The organism is Arthrobacter caoxuetaonis (assembly GCF_023921125.1).
GTDB classification, from domain to species: Bacteria; Actinomycetota; Actinomycetes; order Actinomycetales; family Micrococcaceae; genus Arthrobacter_B; species Arthrobacter_B caoxuetaonis.
The window spans coordinates 260,817-283,548 of sequence record NZ_CP099467.1; the positions used below are offsets into that span (position 1 = coordinate 260,817).

The window sequence follows — 22,732 nt, forward strand, 5'->3', positions numbered from 1 at the left end:
GCAGGTCCAGGAACGTTTTGATGCGTGTACATCCCCTATGTGTGCGGCAGGTGCAGCCGCTCTCACCGCCTCTTCCTGACGCCGGCGTTCTGCTCGCGCACAATGTCCTCGACGATGCGCTTCATGATGTCCCCGAGGGACTTGAACTGCTTCTCCAGTTCAGGGTCGTCGCCGGAGGTTTCCTCGTAGACGCCCTCGTCCTCGTTGAGGTTCGCTGTCATCTCGGTGACGTTGTTGTCGGCCCCGGGCATCAGGACGTTCAGGTCTTTGGCCTTGTTGCGCAGGATGGCCCGCATGTGCGGATCCAGGGTGTTCACGGCCATGAGAGTGGTGATGATGCAGGTCTCCGTCTGGCCGATCCGGTGGATCCGGTCCTCGGCCTGGCTGATGTTCGCCGGCGTCCAGTCCGTTTCGACAAAGATCGCGTCGGAGGATTTCGTGAGGGTGATCCCGAACCCGGCGGCACCGATGGAGCAGAACAGCACGCCGATCTCACCGTTCTGCAGCTTGTCGGCCATGGGCTGGCGCTTGTGCTCGGGTGTACCGCCGTCGATGAAGCCAACACCGGCAAGGTCGGGCGGGACGGCGTTGACGAGTGCTTCCATGACGGGCTGGTGGTGGACCCAGACGACCAGGGGGCGGGTGTAGGTCTTCGTCCCGTCCTTGGCGGTCTCGGTGGTCTGCTCCATCCAGTCGGTCACGATTTCGATGGCGGCCGGCACTTTGGCGACACCGGCGGCCGCGCGCAGCGGCGTGATGAGGTCGATGCGTTCGCTGGCGAACTTCTTGATGTCTTCATCTCCGATGACGTCACCGTTCCTGGTGCACTCCTTCACCCATTCGCGGATCTTCTCGTAGAGGACCTCGTGGGCTTCGTGGAAGCCGCGGGGGTCGATGTCCACGATCCGGGTGGTGCGCAGCTTCTGGGGCAGCTGCTTCAGGACGTCAGCTTTGTTCCGGCGCACCCAGCAGTCGCGGGTCATCCGGCGCTCCAGCTCCGGGAGCATGTCCCTTTTGGGCCGGAAGGAACCAAAGCGGTCCTGCTTGGTGTAGCGGTCCAGGAACTTGGAGGCACCGCCGAAGTACTTATCGAGCAGCCCCCCGATAGCCAGGAGGTTGGTGACTTCGGCAGGGTTGGACAGGAACGGTGTGCCGGTAATGGGAACGCGCATGTCGTCCATGGAGCAGGCAAGGTTCCGGTCTGCGGTGGCCCGGCCGGAGGAGAAGTTCCGGGCGCGGTGGACCTCATCGAACAGGGCTGTGTCCGGGCTCCAGCGGATGAGGTCCTTGAGCAGCTCAGGGCGTGAGGCCAGCAGGGAGTCGGCGACGACGATGACACCGCGGTCCGGGAACTCCGGGACCTTCTTGCCTGCACGGATCGGGACAATGTACGGCGGGAACTCCGGTGCCTTCTTCCGGGTCTTCTTCTTCCCGGCGGTCAGGTCCAGGGACGCAACGCTGGCGGTCCGGTGATCCGGTGCGTAGAACTTCCCGAGAGCGGTCAGCGCTTCACGGCACCAGTTGGTGACAACCAGGGGCGGGACGACGATAACGACCCTCTCGGCACGGCGGATAGCGGCCGCGGCCAGGGCCTGGCGGGTGTTGTGGCACCACAGCCCTTCGGCGATGTAGTTGTGGCCATCCGGCACGGTCAGGTCGTACACCCAGCCGTCGTAGTCGCTGTATTCCACGGAGGTGACCTTCGTCCAGCGCACGGAGTCGTCTCCCCCGCTGCCCGGCACGGCGATCATGTCACCAACGTGGATCTCGCTGGCCCACCCGTCCAGGGTCAGGAACTTGTGCGGAAGGGTGGCGGTGATTTCGGCGCCCGATGCGGTACGGATGGTCTTCACCGGGGCGCTGATGTGTTCACGGTAGAGGTGGGAGGCGCTGGTGGTGCGGGCCAGGTTGGCGTCGTCGTTCAGTGCCTGGACGGTCAGCTGGCCGGGCTGCAGCTCGATGATTTCCCCGACGCCGTCGTAGTCCGGTCGCGGTTCGGTGACTGCGGTGCGCTCGTCCCAGAGCTGACCGATGGGCGTGTAGGCGCCGTTGGCCAGGATGCGGGTTTCGGGCACGACGCATTTTCCAAGACCAGGCGAATCGCAGAGAGCGCGGTGTCCGCCGACGATGGCGTAGGCGCCGGCAACCTGGAATGGGAAGAGGTCAAGGCCGAACCATTTGGGCAGGTATCCGGTGTGGGAGGCGACGATGTCGATCAGTTCGACGGTCCTGGCGGAGAGTTCCTTCTGTTCGTCGCCGTCAACGCCGGTGGATGCTGCCAGTTCGCGGGCGGCTTCACGGACGTGGGCGGGAATGGAGCCGGTCTGCAGGGCCGCGACGGCGTCGTTGAAGGTCTCGTCGTCGAAGTGCATGCCGCGTTTGGGCCGGTCACCGTCGATGAGGTCTGTGATCTGGACGGTGAAGCGCTTGAGGTTCTTGTCCCAGACGGCGCCGGGGCCCAGGATCCCGCGGACGCGGTCGTAGCCGGCCAGCCGGGGGCGTACAAACGCCGAGTGGGGGAAGTTCCGGGACCGCATGACCATGGGCCGCCAGAGCGGCTCCAGGCTGTCGAGGCCTTCAAGGTCACCTGTCGCTTCGGAGTAGTCGACCTCGAGACCGTACCGGGCGAAGAAAATGTCGGGGTTGATTCCGGTGCCGGTGATGTACCAGGCCTTCTCGTCAGGATCCCAGCGGCGGCCCGGGACGGCGCTCTTGATCCACTTGGCGGCGTCCCCGCCCTTGGGCATCTTTGCTCCCCAGGGGAACTCGAAACGCAGTTCCGGTTTGCGGAAGGTCCCGGTGAGGACGACGGAGAGGCTCATATTGTTTCTATGCGTCCGAAGCGCTCACGGGTGCTCAAAGCCACCCGAGCGGGTCGATGTGTTTGCCGTTGAGGACGACTTCGAAATGAAGGTGGCATCCGGTTGATGCTCCTGTGGTTCCTACGGTGGCAATGGACTGGCCGCGGTCGACTTTCTGGCCGGGGCGTACGTGGGAGGACGTCAGGTGGTTGTAGGTGGTGACGAGCCCGCCGCCGTGGTCTATTTCGACGCGGTTGCCGCCCCCGTAGGGGTGCCAGCCGGAGGAGATGACGGTTCCTGATGCGGTTGCGGCGACGTCGGTGCCGCAGGGTGCGCCGAAGTCCTGGCCGGAGTGGAACTCGGTGGGGTCCCCGGTGATGGGGCTGATGCGCCCGCCGAAGGGCGATGTGCGCCGGGGTACTTCCAGCGGGCTGGAGAGGGAACCGGAGGTGTCTGCTCCGTGCCGGCGGAGGAGGACACGAAGGCGCCGGTCCTCGTCGTGGGAGCTGGTGACCATTTCGCGGCTGAAGCTCACCTCTGCATCTGCAGGGGCGGTTATTTTCCGCGGCTTGTCCGGGTGTGCAATGCGTTCCAGGGACGGTGCAGGTTCGGCTTCCAGCGGCGCGGGCGGTGCGCCTGCGCCCAGGGTGCCGGCCAGAGCGAGGGCCATAACGGCTCCGATGCGCTTGCCTGCGGGGGTTCTGGTGTTCTTCCTGTTGGTGTTCACTCCCACTATGTGTGCGGAGTGTCCCGTGTCTCTCACCGCCGGGAAAACAGAAAGGCCGTCCACAGTGTGGACGGCCCTGAGGTGCAGTGGCTGATCAGCCTGCCAGGTCTTCGGTCTTGACGGTCAGTGTTTCCCTGTCGAAGAACACAGCCGGGGTCCCTTCACAGGCCTTGGCTCCGGAGATCGCAACGGCTAGGGCATTTCTGATCAGGCGGGCCTCTTCCCGGCTTCCGAAACCTGCGGCGAAGACGCTGGGCGGGGCAGATGCGCTGATGCAGACTTCCCAGCCGTTGCCGGATTCCCCGGGGCGGATAACGATCGCCAAGGTCGCTGACCTGACGAGGTTTCCAGCCGCTGTTTCGATCCATACATCCACGTGGTTTCTCCCTGAAATCCGCTGTCATCTTCTACTCCTATGTGTGCGGATAAGGGGGTAAAAGTGCGCATTTTCAGGGGATTCCGGCCATTGATTTCAGCGGGTTTTCAGGACTGTTCTTCCAGCTGGCGCATGAGCAGCATTTTCTTCCGGGCAATGAGGGCTGCGGCCGTTCCGGCTGCCGCAGGAAGCAGCGGAATGAAGGTCAGGACGTTGGTCTTTCCGGGTTCTCCGGGGTCACTGACAACGAAGTGGTCCGGGTCTTCCGGGTCCACGTACAGGTCGAGCCCGTCGCCTTTGGCCAGCTGTGTTTCCTGTGCCAGCGGAGGGACGGCATCGGTGGTCGAGGTTTCGATGTGCCCTGTCCTGGCGCCGTCTGCCTCGTAGGTGACGGTGGTGGCTTCGGTCGTGCGGAACAGGACCGGGTTGCCGGGGTCCGGTTCGGTGCTGCGGGTGACGGAAACGACCTCCCCGCGGACGAGGTTTTCCTCTGCTGCCAGGGCGGTGTACTCCGGGTTGCTTCCTGTTCCTGCCAGGGCCATGACGGCTGATCCGGCCACCGCGGCCCCGGCGACGGCGGCAGCAGCAACGCAGGTCCGCAGGTAGTGGGCGCGGGCATGGGCGGGAAGCCATCCGGGCACGAAGTGCGGGACGCCCCGCCGGTCGGTCCGGTAGACGTTTCGCCGGCCGATGCTCAGCGAGGATCCCGGGCGCATCCGGACGTTGTGGGTGACGGGGATGTCTTCGGGTTCGATGTACCGTTCCCCGAAATCCTCGGAGGCCCCTTCACCGGCAGACTCCGGACCCCCTGCCGTGTCCTGTGCGGTCTCTTCCTCAAGGTCCGACGAGGAGTAGACGGCGAACCCGCTCAAAGGACCCGGGGTTCCGGGTGTCCCGTCTTCGGTGCTGTCCATGGTGGTGCCTTCTTCCCGGGCCCCTGGGCCGCTGGTCTCTTGCGTCTATACATGCGCAGACGCCCAGGGCGGCACCCCTAGAGGGGCAGGGCTCTGGCGGCTGAGGACGGCTTGCACACGGGGCAGCCGTTGGAGAAGTGCCGGTCAGCGACCCGCATCCGGTACGGTGCGTGGCCTTCGGGGCAGTTCCACACGTACGCGCGCTTGGACTGCAGGGCGACGTCCGCGGTGGTCCTGGGGGCGTTTGCTTCGGTGTTCCATTCCGCGGCCAGAGCGGGGTTGCGCTCAGCCAGGGACCGGCCCGGTGCAGGCAGTGTCCTGAGGTCTGCGCGTGCCTGTTCGCTGCAGACGGGGCACCGCTGCCCCTGGTAAACGCGGTGCTGGGTTGTGGCGCGGTAGCTTCCGTGCCCGTTGGGACAGATCCAGGAGACGACCTTGTTGGATGCCCGGCGGACCCGTGAGGGAGTCAGGTCCCCGTTGGCTTCGATGTCCCAGTCGGCGGCAATTTCAGGGTGCAGCTCGGCAAGGGACCGTCCCGGGGCGGGGACGCTGGAGGCCAGGGTGGTGCGTTCGCGGCCGCAGACGGGGCAGCCGCTGCCGGCGTTGCGGTTGGCGATGCGCGAGTAGAAGGGAAGGTGTCCCTTCGGGCACGCCCACCAGGCCTTCTTCAGCGACGAGGGGGTCACCGATGCGGGGGTGAGGTCACCGTTTAGCTCGGTATGCCATTCGGAGGCGAGCTCCGGGTTGGCGTCTTGCAGGGAGGGGCGCCGCGGGGCAGTCTTCGTAGTCATACCAGTAATGTGTGCGGCATCAGGGGTTGCCCTCACCGCAGGGTCATGCCGCCTTGTATCCGAAACCGTCCCCGGGTCCCTCTGCAGAACCCAGTTCGGATACCTCTCCGTCGGTGACGATGAGGATGCTCCGGAGAGGGGCCGGACGTGCCTGAAGCCCCTCAGGGTCGTTGAGGAACGCGGTCAGCTTCCCGAGTGCCGCGTCGACCACGTCACGGTCGATCTCAGGGTTGCCCTGGACGTAAAGTGCGACGGCAAGGCCGGGGCTGGCCGGGAAGTCCCAGTCGCCGTCCAGGACGTAGGCGATAGGCTCCGTCAGGGTGTTCATGTGCAGCTGGTCAATGTCCTCCGGGGCGGCCTCCCCGTCCGCGAGGCGCTGCAGGGCACCGGAGGTGTCGATGCCGGGGCGCCGCAGGCTCAGATGCTCAACCGTGAGGCGCAGCAGTTCCTGCAGGTGCGGCAGGGACTCATCGACGGTATCCCCCGATGCTTCCGCGGCAGCCCTGAAGGATTCCAGAGCTTCAGGGGAGGCATAGGGTGCAAGGCCTTCGGCGATGACGGTGCAGGCTTCGGATGCCTGGGACTCGAAGTTCCCGGCGCTGTTCGGTGGTGTGCTCAATGGTGCCTTCTCGGGGGTCTAGGCGTTCAGGGTGCCGGCGGGGCCGGAGGTCTTTTTGGTGAGGGTTTTCGCCGGGGTACGCATCCAGCCGGGGCAGTGCTCCTGGAGCCACCGGAACCGGCCTTCACGCAGGCGTCCTGCACGGTGCAGGGACTGCTGGCAGGCCAGCCACAGGGCGATCATCCGTTCGTTGTACTGGGACGAGGCAGCAGAGGGGACGGCGCGGCTGGTCAGCAGGAACGTTGAGGCTTCCCGTGCCCGGTCCAGCCAGATGCCGTCGGGATCCGCTTCCCATCCGGGGATGGCCTGGTCCAGTGCAGCCCGGCGGAAATCATCCATGGCCCCGGAGGCCAGGGCGACGCGCTGCCGGTTCAGCCACTGGCCAAGGGAGCGTTCGTAGTCGGAGCTGGTGACGGCCGAGGGCCAGCGGTGGTTCGTTTCGTAGAAGTCGGCGACAGCCGGGAGCATCCTGCGTTCATCGAGCATCAGATGGTCCCTCCTTTGGCTATCGCGGCGTCGGGCCACCCGGGGATGGCTTCAAGATGCCCTGCCCGTTCAGCGGTGAGCCGGCCGGTGCGGTGGGCGCTGCGCTGGGAGCGTGCCCATGCGGCGAGGGCTGCTTCTGCGGGGACGGAAGGGACGGGCCAGCGGCCGGTGCCGGCGACGAATCCGGCCAGGGCCCGCGCCTTGGTCTGCCACGGGAAGTCGCGTCCTTCTGCGAGGGGAAGCCAGCCCGGTGCGTCCTTGTCGAGGCGGTTCATCCGGGAGCTGGCGAGCTTGCCGGCGCGCGCCTTGGCCCGCTGGTGGGTCAGCCATCGTGCAAGGGACACTTCGTCATCTCGTCCGGTCAGGGAAGGGAGCCGCCCGTGGAGGTCCACGAAGTCGGTGACGTCATCGGCGCGCTCATCCCACGTGGCCATACGACGCGGAGGTGTTTCGAGCCAGCCGCCGAAGGCGTCCTGGAGTGCCCTGCGGCGTTCGGGTGCCAGCTTCCCTGAGGCGGCGGCACGGCGCTGGGTTCCCAGCCAGGTGCGGGTGGCCCGGTCGGGGCTTTCACCGGCGGTGCGGGCGGCGACAGCGGCGGCCAGGCTGGCCTTCCAGCGGTCTTCACGGCTGTTGGCCCACCCGGGGAGGTTCTCGTCCAGCCAGGCGCCCAGCTGGGCGTTCAGCTGCCCTTTGCGTGCTGCCCGGCGCTTGCGCTCCAGCCAGGTGTGCAGCTCCGGTTCGCCGGCCCCAGGAAGCCGCCCATGGCTGCGGGTGAACTCCACCGCGGCGCGCGCCATCGGGGCGTCGGTGTTCCGTCCCTGGGCGGTCGGCAAATCTAAAGTGGTCACACTATCTTCTATGCGTCGGAAGGCGTCACGGGCGGCAGGAAATGTTCCCGGACAGCCGGGAGGCCCCGTTTCCACTGTCGGAAGCGGGGCCTCTGTTGTTGGTGTTAAGCGTTGGAGAGGGCGGTGTCCTTGGTCACCCGGGGCACCAGCGGATCCTCGGTGAACGCTTCGATCTTGTCCGGGCGGAAGCCGGAGAAGGAGTCGATGAGGTTCCCGTCAGCGTCGTGGACGAGCGTGACCGGTGCCTGCATGAAGCCAAGCCCCGCGAGCAGTTCCCTGGCCTCATCGGTGGTGGCGTCTATGACGTGGTATTCAACGCCCGTCTTGTTCAGGGACCGCTTCATGGCGATGCACTGCTGGCAGCCGGTGGGCTTGGAATACAGGGAGATGGTTTTCAGAGACATGGGTGCCTTTCATCTGGGGCGGCGGAGGCCGCGGGGGGGCATGCGGGTAAAGGGACTGTGTGCGGCAGGGGCCGGAAGTGATCAGGCGGCCAGTCCGAGGTCGCCCGTTTCGAGTCCTTCGAGGAATTCGATGGCCGCCTTGTGGCTGGTGGTAACGCGCAGGAACCGCTCGACGGCCTTCTTGTAGATGCGGCGGGTCGGCTCCGGGTAGCTGACCGGTCCGGTCTTCAGGAACCGCGGATCCAGGACGGCGAACATACCGACGTCTCCCATGGAGCGGATGAGCCGTCCTGCAGCCTGCTCCAGGAGCAGTGCAGCTTCGGCGACGTACACGAGGCGGTCAGCGGACCATTTGTCGGTCTGCAGTGCCTCCATGAGCGCCTCGACACGGGCATCCCCTACCGGGTTGCCGGCCTGCCGGGGGATGCGGTCCACGGTCACGAGGGAGCAGGTGCGCCCGGGAGCGTCCACGCCGGTCATGAGGGACTTGGTTCCCACCAGCACGGCATGTTCGTCGTCGCGCCATGCGCTCATCAGGTAGCGGGTGGACTGGCCGTCCCACTGGGAGTAGACCTTCCAGCGGCCTTTGGCGGCGGCGCGCAGCTCCTTCGCGTACCGCTCCCCCGATGAGGATTTGGCCGAGAGGATCAGGGCACGTCCCAGGGACGCTTCGACGAGCTCAACGTTCTTCCGGGCAGCCCATCCTTCATGCAGGCGCGCGTCGAAACGGGCCCTGCGTCCGGGAGCCCAGCCGGGGTAGAGCTCCTGGAGTTCGGGGCCGGCCAGCTTGGGAATGTAGAGCAGCGAGGACCCGTAGGCCTTATCGAACGGGCTCGGGTAGCTCACGTTCTCTGCCGTCATGCCCGCCTGGTATCCGAAGCGTCCCGGGAGGGTCGCGGAGACGGCGATAACGGTCATCGGGTACGTGCCGGTTTCCTCTTCAACCGGCTCTCCGGCCTCCTTCATGGCCTGGACAATGGGATCTTCCTCGTCGGGCAGCATCGGGGCGGTCCACAGGTTCGCCTGGAGCATGCCGCCGACGTTCACCGGTGAGGAACTGGCAGCCCAGTACGGGGTCTGGTTCCGGGCATCCTTGGGCGGGCTCTTCATCTCGATCCAGCGGGCGACGCCGGTCTTGTGGAGCTTCACGGCGGAAATGTTGGCGATGAAGGTGTCCATGCGGCCGGTCAGGCGTTTGGCTGCGAGGCGGATCTTGGTGTTCGGGGAGCTGGAGGGCACTTCAAGGGCGCCCTTCACCGACTTGGCCCAGCCGATCATCATGTCTCCGGTGGCTTCGACCGGGTCTTCGTTCTCGGTGATCTTGCGGACTTCACCGGACTTGGTGCCGCGGCCAAGGGTGGCGAGCTCCTCGTTAAGTTCCAGGGCCAGCGCCTTGCCTTCCTTCACGAGGCGCTCCACCCGGGGGTCCATCTCGTCCAGGACGCGGGTGATGGACCGGGCGAGGCCGGTGACGGTGGCGACGGAGACTTCGCTGGCGCCGGCGTTGCGGACATTCTCGGGCAGGGCGTGTGCTTCGTCGACCATGATGATGTGGAACTCGCCCAGGTTCTTGTTGCCGACAAGGACGGGGACACCCTTGGCGGCCTGGACGGCGAGCATCGAATGGTTGGTGACGACGATGTCCGCTTCGGCTGCCTTGGCGCGTGCCTTCTTGGGCTTGCAGTACTCAAAGACGGGGCAGCTGTCGCCGATGCATTCGCCGGGTCCGACGGACACTGCGTTCCACAGCTCGTTGGTCAGGTCGCCGTCAAAGGACTGCTTGTCCCCCGGGTCGCCTTCCTTCAGCGACAGGGCCCAGATGAGCAGGGGGACGCCTTTGGCCAGGTCGAAGGGACGCCCGTCCAGCTGTGCGTTGCCGGTCTTGGGCAGGGCGGCGAGCTTGGAGCGCAGTTCGGGTGTGGTCAGGCGCGCGCCGGCGGTTCCGGTGACGGCTTCGGCGGTGTCGCGCACCGCTGCCAGGCACAGGTAGTTGGAGAACCCTTTGAGGAGGGCGACGTCGGGGCGGGTGCCGGTGACCTTTTCGCAGGCGGCGGCGGCGTTGGGTGCGTCCTTGTCGATGATCTGCGCCTGCAGGGACAGGGATTCGGTGCTGATGATGGTCCGCTGGCCCAGTTCGGCGGCGGCCACCATGGCAGGGGCGAGCAGGGACAGGGATTTGCCAAGGCCCGTGGGCGCGACGCCGACAACGTGCCCGGTCGTCTTGATGGCTTCTTCGATGTGTTCGGTCAGGGTGGCCTGGCCGGGACGCGGCATGGCGTCGGGGATTCCGGTGGCGATCCTCACTGCTTCGGTCAGGGTCTTCATCATGGTGGTCATTGGTGTGCCTTAGCGGTTGGTGGGCCTGGCCGGAGGGCCGTGCTGTGTGGATGTCCGGGGGCGGGTGCCGGTAGTGCCGGCACCCGCTGGCGTGCTGGGGGTTACGCGGCGGCTTCGGCCAGCTTCGGTGAGCGGCGGAAGCGGATGAGGTCCCCCACCGGCAGGGTGCGTTCGACCGCCCAGGCCTGGTGCAGTGCGTAGGTGCCGCCGATGGCCAGGACCAGCGGGAGCGCTTCGACGTACACGCTGAAGGACAGGCCGATGATGGCCGCCCACCGGTACCAGTGCCGGATTTCGCCCGGAAGCAGGATGGTGCTCACGATCGCCGGGACGGCCAGCAGGAGCGGGTACATCCAGAGGAAATGATCTTCGGGCATCTGGATCCGGAACAGGATCTGGATGTGGGCGATGGACACGGCGGCGGCGAGGACCCATCCGAGGGCCTTCTTCCAGCCGGGTGAAAGGGTTTTCAGGGAGAAGCTCATGCGGCGGGGGCCTTAACGTCGAATTCGGTCATGGTGGTGATCAGCCGGTCCAGCTGTTCGTAAATGTCGTTCTCGGTCATGCCCAGGCGCTGTCCGGGGTGGGCCAGGACGCGGGCGAAGACCTCCGGGGACTTCAGGACGGTGATGCGGCGTCCGGCGAGGCGTTCGTCGCGGTACTCGGCCCCGGTGGTGTCGAAGGATGAGTACGCCTCGAACTCCAGGGCGATGAACGTTTCGCAGGTCTCTGCTGCCAGCCGGGCCCAGCCCTTGCCGGTTCCCAGGGCGCGGACGCTGGCCTGGAAGAGGCGCAGGACGTTGCGGGAGGGGCGGGCACGGTCGGAGACGGCAGCGTCCACGAGGACCTGGGCAACCTTTGCGGGTGCGCTGGCGATGGCGTCCATCTGGTCGAAGGAGCAGTTGTCCCACAGGGCGAGCAGGCCTTCATCGACCGTGTACGGGTACGGCTCGGATTCGATCAGGGCGCGCATGGCGCAGACGGAACGGTGGGCCAGCTCAGGGCAGGCGTCAACCATTGCCTTCAACCGCTTGCGTTCAACAAGCGGAGGGCGTGCGGCGGCCGGTACACGGTAGCCGTGCATGATGGACGCTGCGGAGGCGGACAGCTTGGAGCTGTCGCGCAGGTGGCGCTGCTTGGAGCGGAGCCAGTCGGCGGCGTCAGTAAACGTTTCACCTTCCGGGTCGGCTTCGGCGCTGCCGTCGACGGACGCGGAGTGGAAGACGGTGTGGGATGCCGGGGGCGGGGTGTCCGTGTACTTAGTCTTGTCAGGGACCGGGTCCACGAGGTCGACCTTGGCGCCGGTGCGGACGTGGATGTTGCGCATCAGCGAGGAGCGCGAGGACCGCAGGAGCTGGCGGGCCCATGCGACGGCCGAGGTGTTCAGTGCAAGTTCAAGGTTGAACCCTCCGGGAGCGCCCTGCATGACCTTGCGGAAGAGAAGCTCTTCCATTTCGGCCTGGAGGTCGGCGCGTACCTGCGGGTCCAGGACAGTCTTCTCGCAGGCTACTGCCCGGGCGATGCCTGAAGCGTAGAGGGCTGCTGCGATCTGCTGTCGGGCAGCGGTGTCTTCGATGGTGCCGTCGGCGTACTGCTGAAGTACATCCCGGCAAATGGAGTCTGTGGTTATCGTTTGCTGCTGCACATGAGCTATGTGTGCGGCTGACCCCGAGAATGTACCCAGTTCAGGGGTGTGTTCTGCAACACATTCCAGGCACCGGGGCGATTGCCCTGCCGGTGCCTTGCTGAACCGGCTCCCGGTCCACATCACCTATGTGTGCGGCACAGGTGTTGAATGTCACCGCACCCGTGCAGGGTCCGGGGTTCCGGACCCTGCTGAGGGCACTTAGATGACGGCCAGGGCCGCTTCCTGCCGGCGCTCCAGCTCCCGCTGCAGGGCTGCCTCCTCGCGGCGTTTGATGTCCTCCGGGCTGGTGGAGGACAGGGCCAGGAAGGACTTCGGCAGGACGATCTCCACGGGCACGGCACGGCCGGCAAGATCGGCATAGATGCCTACCGCACCGCGCAGCACGCGCCGGCCCGGATCGTTGGGATCACGCAGGGCCTTCATGGAGTTCCAGTTCAGGGCCACCGATTCGCCGTCGCCGATCTCCGCCTTGGCCGTAATGCGGGCCATGCGCTCCGGTGTCGGATCGAGCTTGAACAGCTGGCAGGCAGCACGGGCCTCGGTCGCATCCTCGATGGGCAGTATGAGTCCGCGGGAGATGTAGCCGGTCAGTTCCGCCTTCAGGGCATCGGAGACGCGCTGGGTGTACAGCTCCGGAAGCACGTTCTGGGAACGGGCCAGACGGCCAAGACGCTCAACCTCGGACTTGCCGGCGCCCAAGAACACCCAGGCCTCATCGAGGTGGATTGCCCCGCCGCGGCCGGTCAGTGCCATGGCGGAACCGAAGACCATCATGCGCACCAGTGCCAGGCAGACGCGCTGCATCAGGGTCGCCTGGCCGATGGCACCGGGTTCGGGAAGGTCCAGGTGGGAGTCGCCGACCTTGATGAGGGTGATGCCGTCGTGGATGCGCAGCCCCTTGGTTTTGGGGTTCATGCCGACACAGGCACGGAACATCGGGGAGGAATCGGCGAGCTCGAAGACCGGGCGGACCAGGTCATCGGAGGCCTTCCCGGCATCATGGGCGATGTGCAGGGCCTGCCCGACGCACTGGGCGCCGTGGGCGACACCGTAGGACAGGGCGTTGTACACGGCGACTTCGAACCGTGCCGCGTTGCCGCCCCACGGGTCGATGGCCGAAAGCATGGACGCCGCCATTTCCACGCCCACTTCAGGGCGCAGGGAGAAGCGGATCGGGTCGAACACGCCGTCGGAGTTCGCCAGATCATCAAGGGAGCTGACCTGCCCGCCGGCGGCAAGAACCGTGGGACTGTGGTCCGACCCGGTTTTCGGGTCAATGACCACCTGGGGTCCGCCCATGAGCGCGTACTGCACGGCCTTCCAGAGCATCACCTGGGACTTGCCGGAACCGGTGCCGCCCACGTTCAGGAAGATGGGCAGGCCGTCAGCGGTGGACGCCGCCGTCGGGGACACGTACGCCGGCTGCTTGTCGCGTTCGGTGAAGCCCAGCAGGGCACCGGTCTTGTCACCGACCGTGGAGAGCGACTGTATGCCCGAGCACGCGACCGTCTGGGATGGCAGGTCGTGCAGGTTCGGGTTCGCCCGGATGTAGGAACAGAGCATCATTTCGGCAAGGGCCTGGCGCTGGCGGAAGTTCATGATCCGCAGGTTCGCCTGGGAGTTCCCGCCGGCCTGGGTGATGTCCTCGACTTCACCGTCGAACGCGATCAGCACGGAAGCGTCCACGAGGGTCGGGGAGCCGCCGTTGGAGCCGTAGACGCCTTCGACGTCCTCGAGGGTCTGGAGCATTTCGTCCTGCTCGGCGCGCTCCATTTTGTGCTGCTCCACGCGTTCGCGGATGTCGTCCATGTACCGCTTGCGCTGGCGACGCAGTTCGGCGCGGGTGATCTTGGACGGTTCGATGCCGGCGCGGATGGAGATGGCGACCGCGTCATCGTCCAGCAGCCCGGTGGCCCAGTGGGCGTTCGGGTCCGTGGGTGCGATGAAGTCGAACTCGAAGTCCTCCAGGGTGGCGAACGTCAAGGTCCGGTGGTTGGGGATTTCGGGCCATTCGTGGCAGTTGGTCCGGTCCGCGTCATCGGCCATGCGGACGGCCTTCGCGTCGGAGAAGACGTGCAGGTGGTCCGAGTGGGGCAGTTCCACGGTGTCCGGGAAGTGGCCCTGGTTCCACCACGAGTTGGCGATGGAGAGCTCTTCGGAGCTGGGGGTCGTCAAGCCGCAGCGGGCCAGGGCGGCGTCCACCTTCTTCAGGTCGACGTCGTAGTCCGAGAGCGGGGATCCGCCCACGGTGAGAGTTTCGGTGACCGATTCGATGGCAGCCTTCAGCCCGCCGTTTCCGCCGACTTTCGAGACGAGCTTCACGGCCAGGAAAAGCATGCGCTTCTCGGTGATCTGGGCCGGGAAGGACTTCTTCAGGAAGGACGCCAGCGGGTGGCCGGTCGGATTGAAGAGCCGGTTCAGGTTCACCATGAGCAGCTGCGTCTGCCGGTAGTCCTTCCGAGCCATGGCCCGGCGGGTCACCGTTACGGGGGTCATGGCGGACAGCTCATCGTAGGCGGCGATCAGCGGGGTGAAGACGCTCAGGCGCTCATCAATGCTCTTGGCGTCAACGACCGGTTCCAGGGGGACGCGGCGGATCAGCCAGACCGACCCGTCCACGCCCAGGAGCCGGCCGTCGGGCAGGCGGGTGCGGAGCATGGTCGGTACGGAGACGTCGATCAGGGGTGCCTGTGCGGCGGGTTTCCTGGCCATGGGTTACTTACCTGAGTCTTTCTTCGCGTCTGCGGGAGGTGCGGGTTCGGCGGCCTTCGCGCTGGCGGCGGCCCCTTCGTCCGTCTGGATGGCGCCGGAGGTGATCTTGCGGCCCTCGACGGCGTTCGCGTACGGCTTGAGCTCTTCGCCGGTGCCCGCTCCACCCCATGCGACGACCTTTGGTGCAGCCGTGTCGGCGTTCTCGATGAGCACGTCGTAGGTGACGCTGGAGAGCGCCTGGCCGCGGGTTACTTCCTGGTTGGCCCACTTGATCTTGAATTCGATCTGGGCGACGACGGTGGCGGGGCGTTCGGATCCGTCGGCGTCCGGTGCCATGGGCTCGGAGGCGACAAGGTTGACCCGAATGTCGCTGGCTGCGGCACCTACGAGCGGAACGTACGAGCGGTTGGCTGCAGTGTCGCCGACGGCCAGGCGCAGCACGTTGGGGTCACCGGAGGTGAAGGCGCCAACCCAAGCCTCGACGGCCTGGCTGATTTCGTCCGTCTTGGTCGCCTGGACAAGGTTGGGCCATGCGCTCAGGTTCGGCCACGCGGTGGTTTCGTCCGGGGCGCGCGGGATGAGGGCCGGCTTGCCCATGACCTGGGCTCCGCGGATCTCGTTGTAGGCGACCTGCACCTGCGTGGTGTAGAGCGAGCCGCCGGAGGTCACGATGGTCATCGTGTGCAGCTGCAGGCCCTGGTTTTCGGTGGTCTGCCCGGTGTCCGGGTTCGTCACGATGGACGGTTCTGCCTGTACTTCGGCACCGTCCCAGGAGAGGAGCCGGCCGCCGGGCAGCGGTGAAGGGTCGGCGTTCAGCCAGTTCTCCACCGCCGTCATGGCCACAGCCTTCGTCGGCGAGCTGACGCTCTGGGCGACCGCCGGCGGGGGCGGCTCCTCTTCGAGGACCTTGGGCAGCATGGCAATGTTCGCAAGCAGCGAGACCGGCATCAGTCCGATGGTCGTGTAGATGAACATCCGGTTGAACTTCATCCGCTTGCTGGTCTTGTCGATGAATTCGATGTCTGCGCGGGGCAGTTCCTCGACGCCTTCCAGCCAGAACTGATCCTGGGGTGCGGTGTTTCGTGTCTTGCGGGCCATGTCTGCCTTCTGGGTCGGGTGCTAGGAGCGCTTGAGCAGTTCGGCAGCCGTGACCAGCTCAGCCTTCTGCTCGTCGCCCAGTTCGTTGGCAGCCCGTACGACACCCAGGCCGGCCTTGTCAGCGCGTGCCGGAGGTGCGGGGGTATCCACGGCTTCCAGGGCGTGCAGGAGGCCCCAGACGGCCTTCAGGCGGGTGCGGTCCATGGAGGCGGCAATGACGCCTGCTTCCCACGGGCGGGTGGCCAGGGCGTCGATGACTTCGTCCAGGTCAGCCAGTGCCGCTGCGGCGCCGCGCGGGGCGGTCATGATCGCTGCAGTGAGGTCTGCGACGTCCTCGGTGGATCCGGTCAGCACGGCGGCAACGGCGCGAGTGGTGGCGGAAGCTTCATTGACTTCCAGGGCCTTGGCTGCCACGCGGCGGAAGGAGGCCTTCGGGGAGGCGGGCTTGGCAGCGGTGCGTGCGCGGCCGGCACCGTTCTCGGCGGTTTCTGCCGTGTCGGCGTCCAGCCCGTCGATTTCCAGGTCCGCTTCGGCGGTCTCCTCTGCCGCGCCGTCGGTGTAGTTCTCGTCCAGCTCGGGCAGTTCGTCCAGCGGTGCCGGATTGAAGCCGTAGCCGTTGGTGTACGGGCTCTCGCTCATGGGTGCATCTCCTTGTAGATCTGATCTGTCCAAGGACATGCGTAGACGCGGCGGTGACGGCTGCAGGACGCAGAAAACCCCTCCTGCCGAACGGGGCAGGAGGGGCTTTCGGGGGCGGGTCCGCTACTTGCGCAGCTTCGCCAGTGTCAGTTCCTTGGCTTCATCAGCGTCGTAGTCCGGGTCCAGGCCCAGGTCCTCGACGTGCTGGAGGATGCGGAACTTGCGGGTGGCATCCTCGTTGGTCTGCATTTCCACCCACACCAGCACGCGGTGGCCTTCAAGGCTGCGCAGCTGGCGGCAGAAGGCCAGGACCTCCGGGTTGTCCTCCATGATTTCGGTGCGGACAGACTCGATGCCGTCAGCGTTGAACTTCGACGGAGTGGTTTTCAGGCCGACGAAGCCGCGCTTGGAGGACTTCTCCTTCGCTACGTGCAGGATGGTGCCGGAGAAAATCTTGCACCCCTTGACCATGTCGATGATCTTCGCCAGGTTGGAGTTCTCACCGAGCATGATCGTGAGCTTCTTCGTGTTGGCGCGGACCCGGCTGTTCCATTCCGGCAGGTCGTCTCCGACCGGGCCGGCCATGTTCACTGCCGCGAGAATGATCTCGTTGCGCTCTTTGGTGTCAAGGGCCATGATTCTTCTTTCGTTGTGGTGGCGCTGGTGGTGGCGGGTAGGGCTTAGGCGCCGTAGGCGAAGTCGTCTTCTTCGTCGTCAGCCGGGAACTCAAGGTCCTCGGCGCTGATCTTCGGCTTCGGCTTGGTCTCTTCGGCGAACTCGTCCGCTTCGTCCTCTTCGGCGGCAGGAACCGGCTTCACGGCACGGCGTGCAGGACGTGTCTTGCGGGCCGCAGGTGCCGGTGCCGGCTCTTCAGCTTCGGCGGCAGGCTCCTCTTCGGCGGGTTCGGCGTCGGGGACAACGCTCAGGGCCGGACCGGAGGCCAGGGCGTTCCACGGCTCGTCGTCCTCGACGCCTTCAAAGACGTAGTGGGCGACGGACACGATGGACGAGCACCGCTTGGTGGCCTTGGCTACCCAGGAGTCCCAGGCTTCCTTCGGCTCACCGAACGGCATGGGCAGGGTTTCGACAACGGAGCGCAGCGCACCGCGGAGGCGGGTGTTGGCGGCGTCGGCCATCGAGGTGGAGCCGGTCCATTCGTCCTGTGCGGTGACGATGATGTGGCGGAACGTTGCGGCCAGCGCCTTGACGTTCTTGCCGGTCAGCGGCTGCCCGGACTTGTGGAGGGCTTCGAGCGCCATTTCAGCGATGCCGAAGACACCGATAGCGGTGTAGGAGATCGGGTTCAGTTCACCGTTCTTGGTGTACGTGTCCCAGGGCTTACCTTCAAGTATTGCCATGTGTTCCTCTTTCGAGAGTGCGTCCGGGCTCTGCCCGCTAATCCCTATGTGTGCGGCAGCCTCTGAAGCTCTCCCCAGCGCGGCGGCCTCCTCCGGGTGGTCGTCCTCGTCGGGGGCGAAGAACGTGACGGAGTCGTTGGAGTCGTCGTCAATGCGGTCTGCGGCAGCGGCCGGCACCGGGGCGGCGATGCCCGGGCGCAGGGTGGGGATACCCAGGTCTGTTGCCGAGGGGATCTGGTCTGCGACCTTCGGGGAGACGGTCTTGCCTTCGGCCTTGGCGACCGGGCAGGAGTTCACCAGCGGGCACCAGCCGCACAGGGCCGAGACCTTCGTGGGAAACGCCTGGGACTTCATGTAGTTGTTGTGGCGCTTCCAGGACAGGGCGAAGACCTTCAGCGTCTTGTCCATCGCGCGCTGGGACAGGTCGATGTCACGGGACTTGCCGAACTTCGTGTACAGCACCTTCGCGCCGACCGGCTTCTCACCGAATTCGACGTGGATGGCCGCGGCGTAGATGCGCAGCTGGTCTCCGTGGTCGTCGCCGAAGTACGTGTTGAGCACCTTGCCGGATTTGTAGTCCTCCGGGACCAGGCCGGTGACGCCGTTGACGGTCGCCTCCGAGATGCGGTCGATGTACCCGATGATGGGCACCCCGTTGACCTCGATCCCCTTGACCTGGTGCTCACGGCCCACGACTTCGATGGCCTTGGGATCCTCAATGACGAAGATGCCCTCGTAGGCGGCCTTCACCTCGGTGATCCAGCGGGCGCGCGCGATCTTCACCGCGGCACGTACCGCGTCTGAGGCCGCAGGGTCGTCGGCCCACATCTTGTCGGCGTAGCCAATGGTGATCTTCTCGGCCTCGCGCATGGTGCGGCGGTGGCCTGGCAGGGCATAGAGGTCTTCGAGGACAGCGTGGGCGCTGGTGCCCAGCGGTGCAGGCGCGAACGGGTCTTCATCCTCGCTGCGCAGCAGGCGCTCCCCCACCCAGCGCGCAGCGCACGACTGCATGGACTTGGACGTCGAGGCGGACAGCGCTTCGCGGCGCAGGCTGCTCTCGATGAGGCTGTCATCGGTGACGACGAGCTTCTTGCCGTCCCAGGCGACCTTGTCGCGCAGCAGCGGAGGCTTCAGCGTAATAGTGGTCATATTGTTTCTATGCGCCGTAAACGCTGATGGGTGACAACTTTTTGCCGCCAACCGCCTGCCGACCCGCTGCCAACCGGATCCAACCGTCTGCCAACTAAAACCGGGAACTCGGTTGGCAGGGAAAATCCCCGGAATCTAGGGGCAAAATAGGGGGTCCCCTATATACAACCAACTAAACCAACCTGTTAAGAGAGTTATATATATAAGGGGGCCTTATATATAAGGCCTTCCCTGTTCGCGGTATATATATACCCCTCTCCCTTCTAAGTGCGTACTTAACCGGTTGGCAGAGTTGGTTTAGTTGGCAGAGATCGAAAAATCCGCGGGATTCCGGGGCAAAACGGGGGTTCCTCACCCTGGTGCCGGTTGGCAGGAGGGGTGTTTTTGGTCGCCAGAAGGTCGGCTGATACGCGTCCGGAACCCGTTTTCGGCCGTTTTTGCGTCTCCAGCCCTCGAAAGCTGCAGCGGCAGGCTGCTCCCGTACCCCCCAAACCGGGAAGGACCCCGCCGGAATCGACGGAGCCCTTCCCATGCCGAAGCAGTGCCTGCTAGGCCGCTTCCTGGAGTTCCTGGACCTCATCGGAGGCCGATCCGCCGCGCAGGATGACATCCACCTCCACGGGAACACCGGAGATGCGGCGGCTTCCCACAGCCCGGCGGACCGTGTTCAGGACCGTTCCCGAGTTGTTCCGGGACCGCGGCAGGTAGTCCACGGCGAGGCCTTCATCCCACACGGAAGCCCAGGCCGAGCCCGTTCCCTGGCCGTAGGGAATCAGGACCGGGTAGGCTGCCTGCGCCTTGGAGAACGCCGTGTGCAGGTCAAAGAGGATGACCTTGCGCGGGATGCCGTCCGGGTCGGTGGCCGTGATGACGGTGCCGATGGAGTTGCCTCCCGGGCGCATGCTTCCGTCACTGGATCCGCCCATCCAGCCCAGACCGGCATTGGCCAGGGATTCCCCGCTGTCGGTGCCTTCGATCGGCGGACGGTTGGGGTCGTCACCGGAGATGACGTGGGCTGCACCGGAGGCCAGAAGTGCCGACAGCGCGCGGATCAGGGACAGGCCCGGGGCTGCCTGCTGGTTGGCAGCGTGCGCCTTGTTGACCAGGTTGATGATCTCCCCGCCGAGCTGGTTGACGCCGAACATCTTGATGACGTCCGAACCCATATCCAGTTCCTGGGCGAGCTGCTTGAGGATCTCGAAGGTGATCAGCACATCGGCGGCCAGCGTCGTCGTGCGCTCCAGGGAGCCGGAGGCGGCACCGAGCTTCTTCATGATCGTGCCGGCAGTGTTCTGGACCTGGATGCGCTTCTCTTCAAGGCCCGACATGTACGCTTCCCAGCCGCCGAGCGTGTTGATCGCCGAGCGGCGGATGTAGCGCAGAACGTGGGAGGTGAAGCGTGCCTGGGCGCCGTCGAGCCGGGCCATCTTATTGATCCGGTCGGTGGCGTCCTTGGACGGGTTCAGCTTGCCCGGGCCGATGAAGACCGGGATCAGGCGTTCCTTGGCTGACGGGGTGGTCAGCTCGTTCTCGGCCGTCATGATGAGCTGGGTCATCGGCTTGTTCGTCTTCCGGGCCGTCATGTCCGCGTTCATGCGGCCCTTGCCGGCGTTGTTGAAGATGGCGCGGGTCATGTCCGAGAGCTTGGCGTCTTCCTGCTCTGCCTGGCGCTTCACCGACGAGGGTGCCATATCGTCAATCACCCAGATAGGCGTGTACGCCAGGGCGTTCTCGATGGCGGCCGCGGTGTCCTTGGCCTGGCCGGGCAGCTTGTCGAGCCAGTCGGTCTTCTTCCGGGCCCAGAAGTACATCATGCACTGGGCGGTCCAGGACTTGCCCTTGCCCTTGGGGCCCCACAGGTAAATGGAGGCGCGCGGGCGCAGCGGGATCGTCGGGCGCAGGGCCACGGCCAGGGTCAGTGCCGCGGTGGCATCTTCGGTCCAGGCCTTGGAGGCGATGTACGCGTCGATGATCTTCTGGAAGTCTTCACGCACGAGCTGGCGGTACGCCTCGTCGTCGTAGTCGCCGTCCACGAGGTCTCCGACACCGTAGTGCTGGGCAACGGGCACCTTGCGGTCATCCACACCGCAGACGGCGGTGCTCAGGTCCGCGTCGCCGATGACCTGGTCGCCGATGAGGAAGACGGGGTCGCCGCCTTCGACGGGCACCCAGCCCATCTGCATCCACTTGGTCTTGAAGACGATTTCCTCGGTGCGGTTGTTCTTGATGGCCGTCAGCCAGTTCTCACCCTTCTGGGCGCGCGGAGGCCAGGAGCCGTGCAGCAGCAGTTCACGCGGTACGACGGCCTTGTGGCGGATCCATTCGCCCGGCGTGTAGTTCAGGATGATTTCCGGTCCGGTCACGAGGGCCTTCTGCTCGGTGCCGCCGGGGCCTGCCCAGCTGACCTCGATCTCCACCTGGGAGTCTTCGATGTCGGCCGGCTGGACCCGCGGGTTGAACAGGCCGGTGCGCAGCTCCTGGTCTGTGGGCTGGCGGACGGATTCGAGGCTGACCACGCGCCCGCCGAGGTCGACCTGGGTGCGCCACTCGTAGCGGCCCACGGTGCCGCCGGGACCGTCGTTGATGGCCACGCATTCCTCCACGGACATGCCGTCCTTGGAGACGCGCCAGTTGCCCGGACGCTCATCCTCGCTGCGTGCCGGTGCCGCGGGCATGTTCGGGCTCAGCTGGGCAATCAGGTCCGGCCAGGTGCCGACCTTGGCGAGGTAGTCATCCACGCCGGCCTTGGCCATTTCACCGTTGTCGCCGGAGTTGATTTCCGGGTTCAGGAACAGGACCTGGGACATCTTGGACTTTTCGTCCAGCTGCAGGAAGAGTTTCTTGGCGGCAGCGTGGACGTGCGGGTTCACGGAGAGGTCGGCGTCGAACGCGATCCAGCCGATGCGGTCCTTGAGGGCGATTTCGCGCCAGTCCATCGGGTGCTGGTGCGCGTTGTGGATCCCGGCAATGGAGATGATGAGAACGCGGTCCTCTTCGGGGATGCGTTCCAGCAGGGCCTTCAGGGCAGCCCGCGGGTCGGCTACGCCTTCGGAGCGCAGCTCATCCCAGGTGGCACCGCTGGCACGCAGGTACGCGGACAGGGCGGCGTCGCCCTTGAGCATCCCTTCGGCGAACATGACGACCGGGGTCGTGTCGATCCAGGAGACCGGGGTGGCCGGGTGCAGGTCCAGCGGGGTGATGGCGTCCTTGACGAACTCGTACTTCATCGGCTTGCCGGCCTTGTTCGTGGAAGGGAACTCGGGGCGCAGCTGGTAGGTGAGCGGGATCAGCGCTTCCTTGCGCCGTTCAGCCACCTGCAGGCTGGCGATGGAGTACCACGGCATCTGCATGGCGTCCTTGCCGGGTGTGCTCAGCGATGACTTCCAGCGGCGGCCCTGGTCGGTCGTCGGCTTCACGTTCATGGCCTTGAGCTCTGCGGCGAAGTTGGTGTGGTCGATGCGCTTGTAGCCGCGGGCTGCTGCCACAAGCGGGGCGACACCGGAGTCGGCGAGCTTCTCTGCGCCGGAGCCGGCAATGTGGGAGTAGTAGTCTTCGGGTTCCCAGGAAGGGAGGTCCGGGATGGTGAAGTTCACGCCGCTGAGGCTGGGGGCGGACTTCGGTGCTGCTGCGGACCCGTTATCCCCGGCGCCGGTTTCTGCTGCCTGGGTCGTCTGTCCGGTCTCTGTATTCTGTTCCATATTTATCTCTATGCGTCCCGGGCGCTGACGGCTGACAACTATTGGCCGGCGAACCTGCAGAGGTCCGTTTTTCGGTTGGCTTAGTTGGTTCAGTTGGCAGGGCCGGGAACGCCAAAGAGGGGCCGAA

The 22,732-nt window shown here is 65.8% G+C and carries 18 protein-coding genes; all 18 read right to left on the minus strand.

The features are described from left to right. Nucleotides 1-62: 62 nt before the first annotated feature. Entirely contained in the window at nt 63-2,822 is a 2,760-nt protein-coding gene (locus NF551_RS18215) for an SNF2-related protein (RefSeq protein WP_227897453.1), read from the minus strand. Nucleotides 2,823-2,856: 34 nt separating this feature from the next. Then, the gene (locus NF551_RS18220; RefSeq protein WP_227897452.1) at nt 2,857-3,528 is read right to left on the minus strand and encodes a M23 family metallopeptidase; all 672 of its coding nucleotides are present in this window, start codon (nt 3,526-3,528) and stop codon (nt 2,857-2,859) included. 94 nt (nt 3,529-3,622) lie between these two features. Beyond that, the gene (locus NF551_RS18225; protein ID WP_227897451.1) at nt 3,623-3,904 is read right to left on the minus strand and encodes a hypothetical protein; all 282 of its coding nucleotides are present in this window, start codon (nt 3,902-3,904) and stop codon (nt 3,623-3,625) included. Between the two features lie 107 nt (nt 3,905-4,011). Continuing rightward, on the minus strand, nt 4,012-4,818 hold the full coding sequence (locus NF551_RS18230) for a DUF3592 domain-containing protein (protein WP_227897450.1): 807 nt from the start codon (nt 4,816-4,818) through the stop codon (nt 4,012-4,014). Between the two features lie 77 nt (nt 4,819-4,895). Beyond that, a complete protein-coding gene (locus NF551_RS18235; protein WP_227897449.1) occupies nt 4,896-5,609 on the minus strand; it encodes a zinc-ribbon domain-containing protein in 714 nt (237 codons plus the stop codon). 43 nt (nt 5,610-5,652) lie between these two features. Continuing rightward, on the minus strand, nt 5,653-6,228 hold the full coding sequence (locus NF551_RS18240; RefSeq protein WP_227897448.1) for a hypothetical protein: 576 nt from the start codon (nt 6,226-6,228) through the stop codon (nt 5,653-5,655). A gap of 18 nt (nt 6,229-6,246) precedes the next feature. Further along, the gene (locus NF551_RS18245) at nt 6,247-6,714 is read right to left on the minus strand and encodes a helicase associated domain-containing protein (RefSeq protein ID WP_227897447.1); all 468 of its coding nucleotides are present in this window, start codon (nt 6,712-6,714) and stop codon (nt 6,247-6,249) included. Then, on the minus strand, nt 6,714-7,562 hold the full coding sequence (locus NF551_RS18250; protein ID WP_227897446.1) for a helicase associated domain-containing protein: 849 nt from the start codon (nt 7,560-7,562) through the stop codon (nt 6,714-6,716). Before NF551_RS18250 ends, NF551_RS18245 begins: the two co-directional genes overlap by 1 nt. A 104-nt stretch (nt 7,563-7,666) precedes the next feature. Further along, nucleotides 7,667-7,966 carry a glutaredoxin domain-containing protein gene (locus tag NF551_RS18255; RefSeq protein WP_227897445.1) on the minus strand — a complete coding sequence of 100 codons (300 nt, stop codon included), beginning with the start codon at nt 7,964-7,966 and terminating at the stop codon, nt 7,667-7,669. Between the two features lie 81 nt (nt 7,967-8,047). Continuing rightward, nucleotides 8,048-10,303 (minus strand): ATP-dependent DNA helicase, encoded by a 2,256-nt coding sequence (locus tag NF551_RS18260; RefSeq protein ID WP_227897444.1) that lies wholly within the window; start codon nt 10,301-10,303, stop codon nt 8,048-8,050. A gap of 101 nt (nt 10,304-10,404) precedes the next feature. Further along, complete coding sequence (locus NF551_RS18265; RefSeq protein WP_227897443.1) at nt 10,405-10,788, minus strand: hypothetical protein; 384 nt, start codon at nt 10,786-10,788, stop codon at nt 10,405-10,407. Beyond that, nucleotides 10,785-11,948 carry a hypothetical protein gene (locus NF551_RS18270; protein WP_227897442.1) on the minus strand — a complete coding sequence of 388 codons (1,164 nt, stop codon included), beginning with the start codon at nt 11,946-11,948 and terminating at the stop codon, nt 10,785-10,787. Before NF551_RS18270 ends, NF551_RS18265 begins: the two co-directional genes overlap by 4 nt. Before the next feature lie 201 nt (nt 11,949-12,149). Further along, nucleotides 12,150-14,663, minus strand: coding sequence for an ATP-binding protein (locus tag NF551_RS18275; RefSeq protein WP_227897441.1), 2,514 nt, complete (start codon nt 14,661-14,663; stop codon nt 12,150-12,152). Nucleotides 14,664-14,666: 3 nt separating this feature from the next. Further along, nucleotides 14,667-15,761: a hypothetical protein gene (locus tag NF551_RS18280; RefSeq protein ID WP_227897440.1), complete on the minus strand. Its 1,095-nt coding sequence runs from the start codon at nt 15,759-15,761 to the stop codon at nt 14,667-14,669. A 21-nt stretch (nt 15,762-15,782) separates the two neighbouring features. Next, nucleotides 15,783-16,400, minus strand: coding sequence for a hypothetical protein (locus tag NF551_RS18285; RefSeq protein WP_227897439.1), 618 nt, complete (start codon nt 16,398-16,400; stop codon nt 15,783-15,785). Nucleotides 16,401-16,523: 123 nt separating this feature from the next. Then, nucleotides 16,524-17,036 (minus strand): hypothetical protein, encoded by a 513-nt coding sequence (locus NF551_RS18290; RefSeq protein ID WP_227897438.1) that lies wholly within the window; start codon nt 17,034-17,036, stop codon nt 16,524-16,526. A gap of 44 nt (nt 17,037-17,080) precedes the next feature. Beyond that, nucleotides 17,081-18,907 (minus strand): RecB family exonuclease, encoded by a 1,827-nt coding sequence (locus tag NF551_RS18295; protein ID WP_227897437.1) that lies wholly within the window; start codon nt 18,905-18,907, stop codon nt 17,081-17,083. Nucleotides 18,908-19,455: 548 nt separating this feature from the next. After that, nucleotides 19,456-22,605 (minus strand): hypothetical protein, encoded by a 3,150-nt coding sequence (locus NF551_RS18300; protein WP_227897436.1) that lies wholly within the window; start codon nt 22,603-22,605, stop codon nt 19,456-19,458. Nucleotides 22,606-22,732: the final 127 nt, after the last annotated feature.